At 75.2% G+C, this 16,795-nt stretch carries 17 protein-coding genes and 2 pseudogenes; 4 read left to right on the forward strand and 15 right to left on the reverse strand.

The features are described 5' to 3' along the window. Nucleotides 1–80: 80 nt before the first annotated feature. The 3 genes from rpsO to truB form a co-directional block, all read right to left on the reverse strand. On the reverse strand, nt 81–350 hold the full coding sequence (rpsO, locus tag Q3W71_RS02660; RefSeq protein ID WP_043962418.1) for a 30S ribosomal protein S15: 270 nt from the start codon (nt 348–350) through the stop codon (nt 81–83). A 263-nt stretch (nt 351–613) separates the two neighbouring features. Further along, nucleotides 614–1,543 carry a bifunctional riboflavin kinase/FAD synthetase gene (locus Q3W71_RS02665; protein ID WP_302917666.1) on the reverse strand — a complete coding sequence of 310 codons (930 nt, stop codon included), beginning with the start codon at nt 1,541–1,543 and terminating at the stop codon, nt 614–616. Between the two features lie 87 nt (nt 1,544–1,630). Further along, complete coding sequence (gene truB / locus Q3W71_RS02670; protein ID WP_302917667.1) at nt 1,631–2,512, reverse strand: tRNA pseudouridine(55) synthase TruB; 882 nt, start codon at nt 2,510–2,512, stop codon at nt 1,631–1,633. Between the two features lie 226 nt (nt 2,513–2,738). On the opposite strand from truB, the gene Q3W71_RS02675 reads away from it, so the two are divergent. Then, the gene (locus Q3W71_RS02675) at nt 2,739–3,041 is read left to right on the forward strand and encodes a hypothetical protein (RefSeq protein WP_302917668.1); all 303 of its coding nucleotides are present in this window, start codon (nt 2,739–2,741) and stop codon (nt 3,039–3,041) included. Between the two features lie 146 nt (nt 3,042–3,187). Beyond that, a complete protein-coding gene (locus Q3W71_RS02680) occupies nt 3,188–4,135 on the forward strand; it encodes a hypothetical protein (RefSeq protein ID WP_302917669.1) in 948 nt (315 codons plus the stop codon). A 9-nt stretch (nt 4,136–4,144) separates the two neighbouring features. Here the strand turns inward: Q3W71_RS02680 and Q3W71_RS02685 are convergent, their stop codons facing one another. From Q3W71_RS02685 to rimP, 12 genes and pseudogenes are all read right to left on the reverse strand, one after another. After that, entirely contained in the window at nt 4,145–5,470 is a 1,326-nt protein-coding gene (locus tag Q3W71_RS02685; RefSeq protein WP_302917670.1) for an MATE family efflux transporter, read from the reverse strand. A gap of 47 nt (nt 5,471–5,517) precedes the next feature. Continuing rightward, a complete protein-coding gene (locus Q3W71_RS02690) occupies nt 5,518–6,462 on the reverse strand; it encodes a DMT family transporter (RefSeq protein WP_302917671.1) in 945 nt (314 codons plus the stop codon). A gap of 1,013 nt (nt 6,463–7,475) precedes the next feature. Next, nucleotides 7,476–7,685, reverse strand: coding sequence for a DUF6186 family protein (locus tag Q3W71_RS02695; RefSeq protein WP_302918709.1), 210 nt, complete (start codon nt 7,683–7,685; stop codon nt 7,476–7,478). Continuing rightward, a complete protein-coding gene (locus tag Q3W71_RS02700; protein WP_302917672.1) occupies nt 7,685–8,092 on the reverse strand; it encodes a hypothetical protein in 408 nt (135 codons plus the stop codon). Before Q3W71_RS02700 ends, Q3W71_RS02695 begins: the two co-directional genes overlap by 1 nt. Before the next feature lie 244 nt (nt 8,093–8,336). After that, nucleotides 8,337–9,416: a bifunctional oligoribonuclease/PAP phosphatase NrnA gene (locus tag Q3W71_RS02705; RefSeq protein ID WP_302917673.1), complete on the reverse strand. Its 1,080-nt coding sequence runs from the start codon at nt 9,414–9,416 to the stop codon at nt 8,337–8,339. Continuing rightward, nucleotides 9,413–9,916, reverse strand: a complete 504-nt coding sequence (gene rbfA / locus Q3W71_RS02710) for a 30S ribosome-binding factor RbfA (protein ID WP_302917674.1) — start codon at nt 9,914–9,916, stop codon at nt 9,413–9,415. Before rbfA ends, Q3W71_RS02705 begins: the two co-directional genes overlap by 4 nt. Nucleotides 9,917–10,074: 158 nt before the next feature. Then, nucleotides 10,075–10,368, reverse strand: a complete 294-nt coding sequence (locus tag Q3W71_RS02715; protein ID WP_302917675.1) for a DUF503 domain-containing protein — start codon at nt 10,366–10,368, stop codon at nt 10,075–10,077. Between the two features lie 90 nt (nt 10,369–10,458). Further along, nucleotides 10,459–12,585 (reverse strand): annotated as a pseudogene (infB, locus tag Q3W71_RS02720) (translation initiation factor IF-2); the annotation flags it as partial. A gap of 711 nt (nt 12,586–13,296) precedes the next feature. Continuing rightward, a pseudogene (locus Q3W71_RS30930) lies at nt 13,297–13,449 on the reverse strand (translation initiation factor IF-2 N-terminal domain-containing protein); the annotation flags it as partial. 81 nt (nt 13,450–13,530) lie between these two features. Beyond that, on the reverse strand, nt 13,531–13,863 hold the full coding sequence (locus tag Q3W71_RS02725; protein WP_302917677.1) for a YlxR family protein: 333 nt from the start codon (nt 13,861–13,863) through the stop codon (nt 13,531–13,533). Between the two features lie 16 nt (nt 13,864–13,879). Next, complete coding sequence (nusA, locus tag Q3W71_RS02730) at nt 13,880–14,923, reverse strand: transcription termination factor NusA (protein ID WP_302917678.1); 1,044 nt, start codon at nt 14,921–14,923, stop codon at nt 13,880–13,882. Next, nucleotides 14,920–15,615, reverse strand: coding sequence for a ribosome maturation factor RimP (gene rimP / locus Q3W71_RS02735; RefSeq protein WP_302917679.1), 696 nt, complete (start codon nt 15,613–15,615; stop codon nt 14,920–14,922). The genes nusA and rimP overlap by 4 nt, the downstream gene beginning before the upstream one ends. A 227-nt stretch (nt 15,616–15,842) precedes the next feature. Here rimP and Q3W71_RS02740 point away from each other — a divergent pair, with 227 nt between their 5' ends. Continuing rightward, complete coding sequence (locus Q3W71_RS02740; RefSeq protein WP_302917680.1) at nt 15,843–16,292, forward strand: hypothetical protein; 450 nt, start codon at nt 15,843–15,845, stop codon at nt 16,290–16,292. Further along, a complete protein-coding gene (locus Q3W71_RS02745; RefSeq protein WP_302917681.1) occupies nt 16,289–16,738 on the forward strand; it encodes a ferritin-like domain-containing protein in 450 nt (149 codons plus the stop codon). The genes Q3W71_RS02740 and Q3W71_RS02745 overlap by 4 nt, the downstream gene beginning before the upstream one ends. The last annotated feature ends 57 nt before the right edge of the window (nt 16,739–16,795 follow it).

Consider the following 16,795-nt stretch of genomic DNA (forward strand, 5'->3'; position numbering starts at 1 on the left):
CTGTTCGGGTGGTCGCGCGGCCCTGTTTCTTCTGTGGTGTGGAACGGGGGAGCGGCCGTCGCGGCCACTCCCCCGTCACGTCACCGGCGCAGACCGAGCCGCTCGATGAGCGACCGGTAGCGGTTGATGTCCTTCTTCTGGACGTAGTTGAGCAGCCGACGGCGGCGGCCGACCAGCAGCAGCAGCCCGCGGCGGCTGTGGTGGTCGTGCTTGTGCACCTTCAGGTGCTCGGTGAGCTCCGCGATCCGCTTGGTTAGGACCGCGACCTGCACCTCCGGCGAACCGGTGTCGCCCTCGGCGGTCGCGTACTCCGCGCGGATCTTGGCCTTGGCTTCCTGGTCGAGCGCCATGTTCTCCCTGTTTCGTGGGTTGTCGATGGTGTCCGTCGGATCGGTCAGGGGACCGGAAACGGACCGGTACCTCGCACCCGCGGCGTCGTGCAGGCACGCGAGGCCCCACGTCGGTCAGCCGACGTCCCCGCCAGACTACCAGCCCGCCCGGGCGTCGGCCGGTCAAGGGCCGCGAAGCGGGGCGTCACAGCCCCCCGGGCCGGCCCGGCGACCGGCCCGTCGGGGCCGCGTACCGGCTCGGGGTCGGGCCCACCGGGCGGTGGTCAGCCGAGCGCCCGGCGGGTCCGCTCGACGTCCTCCTCGATCTGGGCGACCAGCGGCTCGATCGCGTCGAACCGGATCTGTTCCCGCAGGTGCGCCACGAAGTCCAGGGCCAGCCGCTCGCCGTAGAGGTCGCCGGTGAAGTCCAGCGCGTACGCCTCCACCCGCCGCTCCCGGCCGGAGAAGGTCGGGTTGGTGCCGACCGACACGGCGGCGGCCAGCGGCTCGCGCTGCCCGCGGCGCACCAGCCGGGCCGCGTAGACGCCGTCGGCGGGCACCGCCGCGTACCGGTGGCAGAGCAGGTTGGCGGTGGGGAAGCCCAGCTCGCGGCCGCGCTGGTCGCCGCGGACCACCACCCCCTCCAGCCGGTGCGGGCGGCCCAGCGCGGCGGCCGCCGCGCCGACGTCGCCCGCGTCGACGCAGGAGCGGATGTAGGTGGAGGAGAAGACGGTGCCCGCCTCGGCGACCAGCGGACCGGCCTCCACCCCGAAGCCGAAGGTGCGGCCGAGCCGCTCCAGCAGCGCCACGTCGCCGGCGGCCCGGTGCCCGAAGCGGAAGTTGTCGCCCACCACCACCAGGGCCGCGTGCAGGTGCTCCACCAGCACGTCGTGCACGAACGCCTCGGCCGGCAGCCGGGAGAACTCCGGGGTGAACGGCACCACGCAGAGCACGTCGGCGCCGAGCGCCTCGATCAGCTCCGCCTTGCGGGCCGGCTCGGTGAGCACCGCCGGGTGCGAGCCGGGGCGGACCACCTCGGCCGGGTGCGGGTCGAAGGTGACCACCACCGACTTCACGCCCAGATCCCGGGCCCGGGCCACGGCGTGCCCGATGGTCGCCTGGTGCCCCCGGTGCACCCCGTCGAAGACGCCGATGGTGACGACCGACCGCCCCCAGCCACCGGGCGCCGCGTCGTACCCCCGCCACCGCTGCATGCTGCTCCTCCCCTGCCTGCCCGCGGGCCGCGACCGGCCGCGGGTGGAACCTCCCGCCGGCCCTGCCGGCGGGGCCGCGCCCGGCCGTCAGGCCGGCGCGAGCACGATCTCCGCGCGGGCCCGACCGTCCCGCTCGCTGACGATAGCGATCAACGCCCCGGCCGGGTCGAAGACCGCGTAGGGGCCGGCGATCCCGACCGGGTCGAGCGGCCCGCCGTGGGAGAGCACCTTCGCCTCGTCGGCACCGGCGTCCCGGCGCGGGAAGAACCGGTCGGCCGCCGCGGCCAGCGGCAGGTTGACCACCTCGGGCGCGCGCCGCTCCAGCTCGTCGAGGGTGGCGGCCTCGGCTAGGGTGAAACCGCCCACCGCGGTACGCCGCAGCGCGGTCAGGTGGCCGCCGACCCCCAGCGCCAACCCCGCGTCCCGGGCGATGGCCCGGATGTACGTCCCGGACGAGCAGTCCACTGCCACGTCCACGTCCACCACGTCGCCGTGGCGGCGGACCGCCAGCACGTCGAGCCGGGAGACGGTGACCCGGCGGGCCGGCAGCTCGACGCTCTCGCCCTCGCGCACCCGCTTGTACGCCCGCCGCCCGTCGATCTTGATGGCGCTCACCGCGCTCGGCACCTGGTCGATCTCGCCGGTCAACCCGGCCAGCGCGGCCCGGATCGCGTCCTCGGTGACCAGGCCGGCCGGGGTGGTGGCGATCACGTCGCCCTCGGCGTCGTCGGTGACGGTGGCCTGGCCGAGGCGGATCGTGCCGGTGTAGCCCTTGCCCGCGCCGATCACGTACGTCAGCAGCCGGGTGGCCCGGCCCACCCCGATCACCAGCACCCCGGTGGCCATCGGGTCGAGCGTGCCGCCGTGGCCCACCCGGCGGGTCCGGGCCAGCCGGCGGATCCGCGCCACCACGTCGTGCGACGTCATGCCGCCCGGCTTGTCGACCACGATCAGACCGTCTGTGCTCACGACACCCAAGCCTGCCAGACGGCCGCCTCGGGGCCACGGGCGGTGGACGCCACCGGGATCCGACGTCCGGCCACCGCACGGCTCCGCCGGTCGGCCGATCTTCCCGGTGGACCGACGGGCGGGGCGGCGGGCGCCGCGCCACGGGTGCGACGATCATGCGCCCCCAGGGCTCCGACCGGCGGCCGACGCCAACCGGAACCGGCCCACCACCGCCGACAGGAGCACGATGAGTCCCGACGTGCCGCCCGCACACGAACACCGCCCGCACGTCGACCTGCCGGAGTGGATGCGCACCCCGACGCCGGCCCGGCGGACCCTCGGCCGCCGCGTCTCCGAACTGGTCGAGCGGGTGCCGGCGATGCGCGCGGCCCGCCGAGCGCTGTGGCGGCGGTGGGACCGCCCGCGGTGGAGCGAGCGGCACCCGGTGGTGAGCGCGTTCCTGTCGTTCTTCGGCGTGGCCGTGGCGGCGACCGCCCTGGTCACCGGCACGCTCTACCTGTTCCACAAGATCATGCGCGGTGAGCTGTGACGGAGGACCCGATGAGCACCGACCCACCGCTCGACCGGTCGACGACCGCTGCCCCACCGGCCGTAACCGCGCAGTCGGTACCGGCCGCGCCTTCTCGCGGTGATGCCGACGGAGGAGTGCGGTTCGCCGAGGCCACACCGATCCGGGTGCCCGACTGGATGCGCGAGCCGCAGCCGGACCGCCCGCTGACCCGTGCCGAGCGGCTCCGGCTGGGCTGGGCGGAGCACAGCGGGAAGCTGCTCGGCGGGCTCGCCGCCGTGGTGGTGCTGGCGTTCCTGGCGGTCCTCGGCATCGGCGGGCTCGGCATATACGACCATGCGCGGGACAACGGCCCGCTCCTGCCCGACCGCCGGGGCCTCCCCGGCCAGCCACGGCCCACCGACGCCGACGGCAACTCGATCAGCCCGTGGGCGGCCACCCCGGCCGAGTCCTTCGCCGCGGGGGCGGACGCCATCGTCGCGCCGCCGGCGAAGGCGACCGGCCCGTTCACCGTCAGGCAGGTCACGGACGCCCTCGCCACGGTCCGGCAGGCGCTGGTCGAGGCGCGGATCGACCGGACGATGGTGGAGCTCGGCGACCCGACGCCCTTCCTCGGCCTGCTGGCCCCGGACAGCCGGCCGAAGATCCGCGCCGACTTCTCGGCGGGCGGCGCGCTGAACTACGCGACCCGGGTGGACCGCGACGCGGAGCCGGGGCTGGACGCCACCGACCGGGTGCGGGCGCGGGGCACTGTCAGCTACCGGGCGACGACCGACCAGGACGGGATCCGGGTGCTGGAGATCACCACCAGCTTCATCTGGGTCTACCACTTCGACCTCTGGCAGGCGCAGGAGTACCCGCCCGGGGCCGAGCTGGTCACCGTGCGTGACCGGGTGGTCTGGCACCTGCCGCATCCCGACGACGTGCGTCCCTCGTCCCGTGGGCTCTGGCTGGAGGACGCGGCGAGCACGCTGGTCAACGCCGACTGCGCCGGGATCAATCGCGGCTTCCTGGCGCTGACCCCGGAGGAGCCGTTGCGGCGCCGGCCGACCCCGGGGCCGACCGGCGACGTCTACGACCCGAGCTGGCGCCCCGGCGACGGCGAGGCCTGCTGACCCGGCCGTTCAGCGCACCGCGCCGACCACCGCCCAGCCACCGGAACGCAGCCGCAGCAGCAGGGCGGCCAGCCGGAGCACGATGAACAGGGTCAGCCCGGCCCAGATCCCGCCCAGCCCGAGGTCCAGTCCGTAGGCCAGCCAGATCGCCGGCAGGAACCCGCCGAGCGCCGACACCACTGTGAGGTTGCGCAGGTAGCGCACGTCCCCGGCGCCGATCAGCACGCCGTCGAGGGCGAAGACCACCCCGGCCAGCGGCTGCATCGCCACGAACCACGGCCAGGCCACCATGGCCTGCTCGCGGACCTGCGGGTCGGAGCTGAACCAGGCGGGGACCACGCCCGCCCCGGCGGCGATCAGCACCGCGAACACCACCCCGCAGGCCCCGCCGAGCAGCGCGACCCGGCGGGCCAGCGCGCGGGCGCCGACCGCGTCGCCGGCGCCGAGCGCGGCCCCGACCAGCGACTGGGCGGCGATGGCCAGCGCGTCGAGCACCAGCGCGGTGAAGAACCACAGTTGCAGGGCGATCTGGTGCGCGCCGACCGCGGCGGCGCCGAACCGGGCGGCGACCGCGGTGGCGGACAGGAAGCTGGCCTGGAACGCCACGCCCCGGATCAGCAGGTCGCGGCTGAGCACCAGCTGGTGCCGGATCAGCCGTGGCCGGGGCCGCAGGGCGATCCGCTCGCCGACCAGCGCGGCGGCGAACAGCCCGCCGGAGATGGTCTGCGCGATCGCGTTGGCCACCGCCGAACCGGTGAGCCCGAGCCCCACCGGGTAGACCAGCACCGGGCAGAGCAGCGCCGACAGCAGGTTGGGGCCGAGCACGAACCACAGCGGGCGGCGGGTGTCCTGGATGCCGCGCAGCCAGCCGTTGCCGGCCGCGGCGAGCAGCAGGCCGGGCGCGCCGAGCGCCGCGATCCGCAGCCACTGCGCGGCGGCGTCGGCCACCTCCCCGGCACCCCCGGCGAGGGTACGCGCCAGCGCACCCCCGCCGAGCTGCATGCCGACCGCGACGAGCAAACCGACGCCGAGCGCCAGCCAGGACGCCTGCACCCCCTCGGCCACCGCCGCGGCCCGGTCGCCGGCCCCGAACCGCCGCGCCGAGCGCCCCGTGGTGCCGTACGCGACAACGGTGCCCAGCCAGGCGGTGAGGGTCATCACCGTGCCACCGACCGCGAGCGCGGCCAGCGGCACCCGGCCGAGGTGCCCCACCACGGCGGTGTCGACCAGCACGTAGAGCGGCTCGGCGGCCAGCACGACGAGGGCCGGCAGGGCGAGCGCGGCGATCCGGCGGGGTGACGCGGACCGCGTCGCGGTGAGGGTGTCCTGGCTCATCGCCGCCGATCCTGACACGGCGCGGGTAAGGAGTGCAAGGGTCGCGATCACTTACCAGCGCGGAGGTGGACGACGGTGACGGCACCGAGCAGCAGCGCTCCCCCGACGAACGCCGGCGCGGGCATCGTCTCGCCGATGAGCCATCCGGCGAGCAGCACCGCGGTGAGCGGCTCCACCAGGGTCGCCAGTGCGGCGCTGCCACCGGTGGTGGTCCGCAGCCCGGCGTAGAACAGCACGTACGCCAGCGCGGTGGTGACCACCCCGAGGTAGACCAGCAGCCCGACGGGCGCGACCCGGACCGGGACACCCAGCCCGTCGAGCACCGCGACCGGCGCCAGCACCAGGGCGCCGACCACGGCGGACACCGTGGTGAGCGTCAGCGCGGCGACCCGCTGCGCGGCGTGCCGGCTCAGCACCGTGCTGGCGGCGTAGCCGACGCCCGAGCCGAACGCGGCGAGCAGACCGAGCAGCGGTCGTGGCGCGTCGGCGCTCGGCTGCCCGGCCGACACCGTGATGAGCACCAGGCCCACCAGGCCGGCCACCAGGGCGCCCAGCAGGCCGCGCTCGGGCAGCCGCCGGGCGCGCAGCGTCTCCCAGCCGAAGACGAGGACGGGGGCGAGTCCCAGGCTGACCAGGGTGGCCACGCCGACCCCGCCCGCCGCCACGGCGACGAAGTACAGCGCCTGGTAGGCACCGAGGCCGGCCCCGACCAGGACGAGGACCACCGGCGCCGACCGCAGCGCGGCCAGCACCGGGCCCAGCCGGCGGGCCAGCAGCGCGACGAGCACCACCGCGCCGATGGCCAGGCGGTAGAAGCCGATGCCCGTCGGCGTCAGCGCGGTGGACTGGCGCAGCAGTTGGACGGCGACTCCGGTGGTGCCCCACAGCGCGGCGGCACCGGTGATGGACAGCAGGCCGACCCGCAGACCGGCCGGGCGTCGGCGGGCGGTGGGCAGGGACGGGAGGGACGGAGAACGGAAGGATCGGGACATGCGTGCGCTCCAGGAGAATCTTGCCGCGGACAGATCGACGTCTGTCGGAGCGCGGGCACGACGGGCCGACCGCTGACCACTCGGCGGGGCGGCGGGAAACCCGTCACCCGGGGCGGGCAGCCCGACGGGACCGGCGGTCACCCCACGGACAGGGGGACGCACACCGGCGGCGTGGCGCTCCGATCAGGAGCGCGGTGGGGGCAGCAGGCCCGGACGGCACGACATACCGGGGACCCTAACCCACCCCGGCCGGCGCGATCATCCGTACTTCCCGCATGGCGGACACGGGGCACCAGGGGCCCGGAGGCGAGGCGGCGGCCCGGACGCGGGGCGGCGGCCCGGACGCGGGGCGGCGGCCCGGACGCGGGGCACCAGGGGCCCGGAGGCGAGGCGGCGGCCCGGACGCGGGGCGGCGGCCTGGCCAGCAGGCGCGGGACCCACGACGGTCGGCGGCCGAGCGGCCGGGTCGGGTCCGGGGCGAACCCGGCGGTTGAGCAGGCCGGGCGGGCCGGGTCTCACCAGCGGGCGCGCAGACCCGCGGTGCCCGGCTGAACGGGCGGTGGCCCGGGGAGGGGCGCGTCAGGGAGCCGGTCGGCCCGGGTGGGCGGTGACGTCGTCGGCGTGGGACGTCGGCGGCGTCACCGCCGGTGGGTCAGCGTCACTGACGGGTGTCCATCGACGTCTGCAGCGCGCGGCGCATCTGCTCGCGGGCCTCGTCGGTGGTCTCGGGCTTGGGCTTGTTCGGCATGGTGGTGATCCCCTTCCAGGGTGCGAGCCGCCGACGGACGGCAGCTCTCACGGGCGGTCGTGCTGAGCGCCCGGCACAGCGGTCCGGGATCACCGGAGCGGCTGGTGGGGCAGCGTGAGCCCGGGTCGGTCGACCCTGGAGGGAGGCGGCGCCGGGTGTGGCCCCACCGCCCACGGCCGCCGCCACGCGCGGCGCCGGCCGTTTCCCAAGCTATCGTTCAGGTCCACATGCTGCCCAGGGTTCCCGCCATTCGGACGGGATCGGCTCACCGGGCCAGGAAGTGCCAGCCCAGCCACCACCAGAAACCGAAGAGCCCGATCCGGCCGACCGGCACCGAGCCCACCTCGTACCGCATCACGTACGCGCAGACCTCGCCCAGGGTGGGGATGCGCGAGCCCTCCCGTCGGGCGAGCCACTCGACGGCGGCGAAGAGCAGCAGCGCGGTCAGGAAGCCCGTGATGGCCAGGGTCCGCATCATCGCCGCACCAGCCCCCAGAACGCCGACAGCCAGAGCAGCCAGCCCGCCGAACGGACCAGCTGGTCCTCCAGCAGCGGATCGGCCAACCGGGAGAAGGTGGGGAACTCGTCGCCCGCGGCGAGCACGAAGGTGGCCCCCTCGAAGACGCCGAAGACCACCACCGGCAGCGTCCACCAGACCGCACCGGAACCGAGCCGGGCCGGTGCCGGCCGCCGGGGCACCCGGTTGCTCAGGCCCAGCCAGATCAGCACGCCGCCGGCGCCGAGGGTGTAGAGGTTCGCCTCCGTCGAGAAGGACGGGAACCGACCGCCGACCAGGGAGAGGCAGACCAGCACCGGAACGGCCACGGCGGGCCGGTCCCAGGCGCGGGGCGCGTCGACGGTGAGGTCGTGGGGCTGCTCCATCCCGCAATTCTCCCCGCCGGCACCAAACCCGGAAAGGTCAACACCCCCCGGAGCTGACCCTGATCTATCCACGAGCCCGGCACCGCGAGCCCGCACGGCCCGGGAACCCGCACGGCCCGGGAACCCGGAATCGCCCGCGAGCCCGGTACCACCGGCGACCCCGCGCCCTCCGCGAGCGGGGGCATCGCCCGCGGGCCCTCCACCGCCCGCACTCCCGCCCGGCCGAGCCGGAGCGGCTCCGCCGTCAGCCGTGGGCCGGGTGGAGCAGCGCGCCGGGCAGTTCGGCCCGGATCCGGTCGACCACCTCGTCGACGGCGCCCCGGCCGGTGAAGCCGGCCGCGAACCGGTGCCCGCCGCCGCCGAGGGCGACCGCCACCCGGCTCACGTCGACCGCTCCCTTGCTGCGCAGTGAGACCGCCCACTCGCCGGCCGGGGTCTGCTTGACCACGCAGCTCACGTCGGCCTCGGCCGTGCACCGCACCGAGTCGATGAGCGCCTCCAGCACGTACGGCCGCTGCTCGTGCCGGGCCAGGTCGTCCTGGGTGGCGTAGGTCCAGACCAGGCCGTGCCCGCCGGCCGCGGCCGGCTCCAGCCGGGCCCGGCCGAGCACCTCGCCGAAGAGCCGGACGGCCCCGAAGGGCCGGGTGTCGAAGACCCGCCGGGAGATGTCCCCGGGGCGGATGCCGGTGGCGAGCAGCCGGGCCGCCATCTGGTGCACCGCCGGGGTGGTGGCCTCGAACCGGAACGAGCCGGTGTCGGTGGTCAGCGCCACGTAGAGGCACTCGGCGATGTCGGCGTCCAGCGGCACGTCCAGCCGGGCCAGCAGTTCCTCGACCACCACCGAGGTGGCCGCGGCCCGGGGATCGACCAGGTTGACGTCGCCGAAGCCGGTGTTGGACGCGTGGTGGTCGAGCACCACCGCGGTGCCCGCGCCGGTCAGCCGGTCGACCAGGTCACCGAGGCGCGACTCGCTCGCCGCGTCGAAGCAGACCACCAGATCCGGGTCCGGATACGCCCGGGTCGCCGGCACCAGCAGGTCGAGCCCGGGCAGCCCGCGGAACGGCTCAGGCACCTCCGGCGGGCCGGGGAAGGTCGCCTGCAACCCGCGCACGCCGAGCCGGCGCAGCCCGAGGGCGAAGCCGAGCATGCTGCCCAGCGCGTCGCCGTCCGGGTTGACGTGGCAGATCAGCAGCACCCGGGCGTCGGGCGGCAGCTGTCGGACGGCCGCGACGGCGGCGCTCCAGTCGGCCTCGGTGGGCCCGGCGCCGGCCGGGGGCGCCGCCGTGACGAGGGCGCTCCCGGGCTCGCTGGCGGAATCGGTCACCGCCGTTCCCCGCCCCGGGGCGGGGTCTCGTCCACGTCCTCGTCCTCGGCGTCCTCGCCCACGGCGTCCTCGTCGTCGGACTCCTCGTCCAGCCGGTACGGCTGGGCCTCGCCCGCGTACTCGGCCCGGGCGGCCAGCCGCTGCACCTCGGCGTCGGCGTTGCGGGCCGCGGCGAGCAGGTCGTCGATGTGCTTGACCTGGTCCTGCACGTCGTCGAGGACGAACGTCAGGGTCGGCGAGTGCCGCAGCCCGAGCGCCTTGCCCACCGTGCTGCGCAGCATGCCCTTGGCGCTCTCCAGCGCGGCGGCGGTGCTGGACTGGGCCGCCGCGTCACCGAGCACCGTGTAGAAGACCGTGGCGTCGCGCAGGTCCGCGGTGATCCGGGCGTCGGTGATGGTGATCATCCCGAGCCGCGGGTCCTTGATCTGGCTCCGCACCACCGACGCGACCAGTTCGCGAATACGCTCCGCGTGCCGGCGTACCCTGGCCGGATCCGTCATCTCCGCCACCTCCACGGCGTCCCGCTCCCGGCCGGGCGGCGACGCCCGTGGCGCCGCCGGAACCGACCGGCCAACATCTCGAACACTACCCGCGCGCCCCGGCCCGCCGCGCGGCACCGGGTGGCACCGCCGGTGGCGCCGGCGGGGCACCCGCCGGGTCAGTCCTCGGCGCCGTAGAGCCGGCGGCGCACCGACAGCAGTTCGGTCTCGGGGCGGGCGGCCACCAGCCGCTCGCAGGAGTCGAGCACCTCGCGGACGTGGGCCGCCTCGGCGGCCACCACGGCCACCCCGATCTGGGCCCGGCCGTGCAGGTCGAGCGCGCCCACCTCGGCGGCGGACACCTCGAAGCGACGCAGCGCCGCCACGATCGGACGTACGTATGATCTCTTGGCCTTGAGCGACCGGGAGTCGCCCGGCAGCAGCAGGTCGAAGACCACGGTTCCGGTGAACATCGCCCCGGACGATACCGGGACGTACCCCCACATGATCAAGGGGTTTACGCCTTCCGGCGTAAACCCCTTGATCAGTGCGTCACCTCGGGATCAGGCGCGCGGCTTCTCCCGCATCTCGAAGGTCTCGATGATGTCGCCGACCTGGACGTTGTTGTAGCCACCCAGAGTCAGACCACACTCGAAGCCCTCGCGGACCTCCGTCGCGTCGTCCTTGAACCGCTTGAGCGAGTTGATCGTGAGGTTGTCCGCCACGACCGACCCGTCCCGCAGCAGCCGCGCCTTGGCGTTGCGGCGGATGAGACCGGACCGGACGATGCAGCCGGCGATGTTGCCGATCTTGGACGAACGGAACACGTCGCGGATCTCCGCGGTGCCCAGCTCGACCTCCTCGTACTCCGGCTTGAGCAGGCCCTTGAGCGCCGCGTCGATCTCCTCGATGGCCTGGTAGATGACCGTGTAGTACCGGATCTCCACGCCCTCGCGGTCGGCGATCTCGCGGACCTTGTTGGCGGCCCGCACGTTGAAGCCGATGATCGTGACCGCCTCGGACGAGGCGCTCGCGAGCATGACGTCGCTCTCGGTGATCGCGCCGACGCCCCGGTGGATGATCCTGAGCTGGACCTCCTCGGGGATGTCGAGGTTGAACAGCGCGTCCTCGAGCGCCTCCACCGAACCGGAGACGTCGCCCTTGAGCACCAGGTTGAGCGAGGTCTTCTCGCCCTCCTTGAGCTGCTCCATGAGCGTCTCGAGGGTGGCCCGGCCCCGGGAGTTGGCGAATGCCGCCGCCCGCCGCCGTGCCTGCCGCTGCTCGGCGATCTGCCGCACCGTGCGGTCGTCCTCGGCCGCCAGGAACGTGTCGCCCGCCCCCGGCACCGCGGTCAGGCCGAGCACCAGCACCGGACGTGCCGGACCGGCCTCGGCGACCTGGTTGCCGTTCTCGTCGAGCATCGCGCGGACCCGGCCGTGCGCCCCACCGGCGACGATCGAGTCGCCCGCCCGCAGGGTGCCCTTCTGCACCAGCACCGTCGCCACCGCACCGCGGCCCTTGTCCAGGTGCGCCTCGATGGCCACACCCTGCGCCGGCCCGTCGATCGGAGCGGTCAGCTCCAGCGACGCGTCGGCGGTCAGCAGGACGGCCTCGAGCAGGTCGTCGATGCCGATGCCCGGCTTGGCGGCCACGTTGACGAACATCGTGTCGCCGCCGTACTCCTCGGCGACCAGGCCGTACTCGGTCAGCTGCTGGCGGACCTTGTCCGGGTTCGCCTCCGGCTTGTCGACCTTGTTGACCGCCACCACGATCGGCACGTCGGCCGCCTTGGCGTGGTTGAGCGCCTCGATCGTCTGCGGCATCACGCCGTCGTCGGCCGCGACCACCAGGATCACGATGTCGGTGACCTGGGCACCACGGGCACGCATGGCGGTGAACGCCTCGTGACCCGGGGTGTCGATGAAGGTGATCGCCCGGTCCTCGCCCTCGTGCGGGACGTGGACCTGGTAGGCGCCGATGTGCTGGGTGATGCCACCCGCCTCGCCGGCCACCACGTTCGCCTTGCGGATCGCGTCGAGCAGCTTGGTCTTACCGTGGTCGACGTGACCCATGACGGTCACCACCGGCGGCCGGCTGACCAGGCGGTCCTCGTCGACCTCGGCGTCGAGGTCGATGTTGAACTGCGCGAGCAGCTCGCGGTCCTCGTCCTCCGGGCTGACGATCTGCACGTTGAAGCCGAGGTGCTCACCCAGCAGCAGCAGGGTGTCGTCGGAGCACGACTGGGTCGCGGTGACCATCTCGCCCAGGTTGAACATCTCCTGGACCAGCGAACCCGGGTTGGCGTTGATCTTGTCGGCGAAGTCCGACAGCGAGGCGCCACGGGAGAGCCGGACGACCTGACCCTGACCCCGGGGAGCACCCGAGCTCATGGTCGGGGCCGACAGGTTGTCGAACTCCTGTCTGCGCTGCTTCTTGGACTTGCGACCGCGGGTCGGCTTGCCGCCCGGACGCCCGAAGGCACCCGCGGCGCCGCCGCCGCGGCCACGACCGCCACCGCCGGGACGACCCGCGCCACCGGCCGGAGCGCCGGGACGGAAGCCGCCGCCGGCACCGCCGCCGGGGCCACCGCGGTAACCGCCGCCGCCACCGGCGCCGCCGCCGGGGCCGCCACGGTAACCGCCGCCGCCACCGCCGCCACCGGGGCCGCCGCGGAAACCACCGCCGCCGCCGCCGGGCCGACCGGCGCCGCCGCCGGGCCGACCCGCACCGGGGCCGCCGGGGCGACCGGGGCGCTGGCTCGGCATGGAGGCCGGGCTGGGCCGGGGCGGCATCGACGCCGGGCTGGGCCGCGGCGGCATGCCCGCCGGGCTCGGCCGCGGGCCGCCCGCACCGGCGGCCGGCGGCCGCTGCTGCTGGCCGCCCTGGATGCCGAACGGGTTGTTACCGGCGCCGCGCGCCGGCGGACGACCGCCCGGACGCCCACCGGGACCCGGGGCCGGGCCGCCGGGACGACCGGCGGTCGCCGGACCCGGACGGGGCGGGATCGCGTTCGGACCCGGTCGGGGACCGGGACGGGGACCACCCTCGGTCGGGGGCTCCCGGCGGACGTTCTCGCGCTGCTGCTGGCGGGCGGCCTGCGCGGCCTTGACCGCGGCCTCCTGCTCAGCCTTCAGCGCGGCGGCACGCGCCTCGGCGGCCGCCACCTCGATGTCGTGGGCACTCGCCGGCTTGGCGACCGGAGCCGCCGGCTGCGGCGGACCGGGCACCGGCCCCTTCGGCTTCGGACCGGGCGCCGCCGGCCGCCGGGGCGGCGTCGGCTTCGCGGTGATCCGGGGCTCGCCGGGGGTCGGCGCCGGAGTCGGCGCCGGAGCCGGGGACGGCGCGGCCGCCGGCGGGGCGGCCGGGGCCGGCGCGCCGGCGGAGGCGACGAATGCGCTGCGCAGCCGTCGGGCGACGGGCGCCTCGACGGTGCTCGACGCGGACTTGACGAACTCGCCCATCTCCTTGAGCTTGGCGAGAACGGTCTTGCTTTCGACCCCGAGCTCCTTAGCAAGCTCGTGTACGCGGGCCTTACCTGCCACTGCACTCCTCACTCCGAGGTCGTGCGGGCAGCACCCGCAGCGACCTCACTCGTGCACTTGAAGCCTGGTCATTTCTGCGACTTCATCGTGTGCTCATGTCGGTCGTCCTACCTTGCTAGCGACCCTCGTCCGGTCGGGTTGACCGGACGTAGTGGTTGGCGCATCGATGTGCTCCGCCAGCTCACCGTGGTCGAGGACCCCGGTGATGCGCAGTGCACGCCCGAAGGCGCGACGCCGCACCGCCAGCGCGAAGCAGGCCGGATCCGGGTGCATGTTCGCTCCCCGACCCGGCATTCTGCGGGCCGGATCGGGCCGGAGGCTGTAGCCAGCCTCGTCGCCGACCGCGACGATCCGCAGCAATTCGCTGGCCGGCGCACGTCGCCGGCAACCCACACAGGTGCGCTCCGGCAGCGCGCGTCGTACCACTGGCGAAAGTCTACCCCTAGCTGCTCGAGATCGCGCCGCCCGGCTCCGGTACGTGATCAGCTTCGCCCCGGCCGGGTGCGGCCGCCTGCTCGGCGTCGGAACGGATGTCGATCCGCCAACCGGTCAGCCGGGCCGCGAGCCGGGCATTCTGCCCTTCCCGGCCGATCGCCAGCGACAGCTGGAAATCCGGGACGGTGACCCGGGCGGTCCGGCTGGCCAGGTCGACCACCTCGACGCGCAGCGCCTTGGCCGGCGACAACGCGTTGCCGACGAAGGTCGCCGGGTCCTCCGACCAGTCGATGATGTCGATCTTCTCGCCGTGCAGCTCGCTCATCACCGCGCGGACCCGCTGCCCCATCGGGCCGATGCAGGCGCCCTTGGCGTTCACGCCCGGGGCGGTCGAACGGACCGCGATCTTCGTACGGTGACCTGCCTCACGTGCGATCGCCGCGATGTCGACGGTGCCGTCGGCGATCTCCGGCACCTCCAGCGCGAAGAGCTTCTTCACCAGCGCCGGGTGCGAGCGGGAGAGCGTGATCTGCGGACCCCGCATCCCCTTGGCCACGTGCACCACCACGCAACGGATCCGCTCGCCGTGCGCGTACCGCTCGCCGGGCACCTGCTCGGACTGGGGCAGGACGCCCTCCAGCTTGCCCAGGTCGACGCTGACGATGCCCTTCTCGGCCCGCGCCTCGTGCGCCTGCACCACGCCGGTGACCAGGTCGCCGTCGCGCCCGACGTACTCGCCGAAGTGCACCTCGTCGGTGGCCTCCCGCAGCCGCTGGAGGATCACCTGCTTGGCGGTCATGGCGGCGATCCGGCCGAAGTCGTGCGGGGTGTCGTCCCACTCCCGCGCCACCCCGCCCTCGTCGTCCAGTTCCTGGGCGTACACCAGGGCGGCGCCGGTCTTGCGGTCGATCTCCACCCGGGCGTGCGGCTCCGCGCCCTCGGTGTGCCGGTAAGCGGTCAGCAGCGCGGTCTCGATCGCCGCGAGGATCGTGTCGAACGGGATCTCCCGCTCGCGCTCCAGTGCGCGCAGCGCCGCGAGGTCGATGTTCACCTCTCCTCGTCCTCCACATCGTCGTCGTCGTCGAAGTCGTCGGTGTCGTCTGTCCCGTCGAGCCCGTCCGGCTCCTCGATCTCGTCGAGGCGGGTGAACTCGACCTGCACCCGGCCCGGGCCGAGGTCGGCGTGGGCCACCTCGGCGCGGCCGGCGTCGGTCTCCAGCACCACGCGCTCGTCGTCGGCCGCGACCACCCGGCCGGTGACCTGCCGGTCACCCGCGGGATGCTCGCCGCGCTGCCCGGGCAGCCCGCCCCGGACGGTCACCTTCACCAGCCGGCCCACGTTGCGCCGCCAGTGCCGCGGCTGGGTCAGCGGCCGGTCCACCCCCGGCGAGCTGACCTCCAGCTGGTACTCCCCGGCGACCAGGTCGCCGCCGGACTCCTCCGCGGCGTCCAACGCCGCCGAGACGGCCCGGGAGACGTCGGCGACGGCGTCCAGGTTGATCCCGCCGTCGGCGTCGACGATCACCCGCACCACGTGCCGCCGGCCGGCCCGGGAGACGGTGAGCTCCTCCAGGTCGTAGCCGGCCGCGCCGACCACCGGCTCGATGACCTCGCGCAACCGGGCGCGCCGGGCGGCCAGGTCGCCCCGGGGGGCGCCGGCGCGCTCGACGCCACGCGGGCCGTCGGCCCGGCGGGGTCGTCCCGTCGGCCCCGTCGACCTGGTGGCTCGGCCACGCTGCGTCATCTGGCGCACCCTCTCCTTCAGCGGCGGCGCGATCTGCCGCCATGCCGGCACGCCACCGGGGCGGACGCGCCGGTGGCTGCGCAGAGCGTAACGCGCCGGTGCCGTCCCGGACCGGGCGGCGCACCGACGCCCTGGCCCACGTACCGCCACCGATGGTGTTGACTTGTCCGGTGGCGACGGGCAGAACGACACAACACAGCCGGGGATCCGGGCATTCCCGACGAACGGTGCTGCGGGCCGGCGCCCTGCTGGCCCTCGGCGGCGCGGCCGGGTCGCTGGCCGGCTGCGGGCTCTTCGACCGCGACGACCCGGCCCCCGGGCCGGACCCGCTCGCGCCACTGGTCGACGAGTCGCTCCGGCTGGCCGCCGGGCTCCGGGCGGCCGCCGGCGCCCACCCGGCGCTGGCCGACCGGCTCACCCCGATCGCGGAGGCGCACCAGGCGCACGCGGCGGAACTCGCCCGGGTGATCGGCACGCCGCTGCCGTCCGCGCCCGCGCCGACCCCCTCCGACCCCGCCGCGGCCGACCCGGACGCCGCCCTCGCCGCGCTGCGCGAGGCCGAACGCGCCGCCCGGGAGACCGCGACGAAGGCCTGCGCGGCGGCGCCGGCCGAGCGGGCCGCGCTGCTCGGCTCGATCGCCGCCGCCCGGGCCACCCACGTGGAGGCACTGAAGTGACGCAGCCGACCGCCCCGGCCGGGCCCACCGCCGCCCTGGCCGACGCGCTCACCGCCGAGTACGCGGCCATCTGGGCCTACGGCCCGATCGGGGTACGGCTCAGCGGGGCCGCCCGGGCGGCCGCCCGGGACGCCGAGGCCGCCCACCGGCGCCGGCGGGACGCCCTGGTGCTGCGGCTGAGCACCACCGGCGGCACGGTCCCGGCGGACCGGGCCGGCTACGCGCTGCCGTTCCCGGTGACCGACCGGGCGAGCGCGCTGCGGCTGGCGGTGGAGGTCGAGGACCGGGCCGCCGCGTTCTGGCGGGCGGCCCTGCCGCACACCACCGGCGCCGACCGCGACCAGGCGCTGGCCGCGCTGGTGGAGTACGCCCTGCGGGCCACCCGCTGGCGGCGCACCGCGGGGATCACCCCGCTGACCGTGCCGTTCCCCGGCCGACCTGCCTGAACCCGGGCCGCGGCGCAGTCGCGCCTCCGGTTGCGGGTGACATACCAGGTATGCATA

Origin of the sequence: Micromonospora sp. C28SCA-DRY-2 (assembly GCF_030519475.1) — a bacterium.
In the GTDB taxonomy this organism is placed as follows: Bacteria; Actinomycetota; Actinomycetes; order Mycobacteriales; family Micromonosporaceae; genus Micromonospora.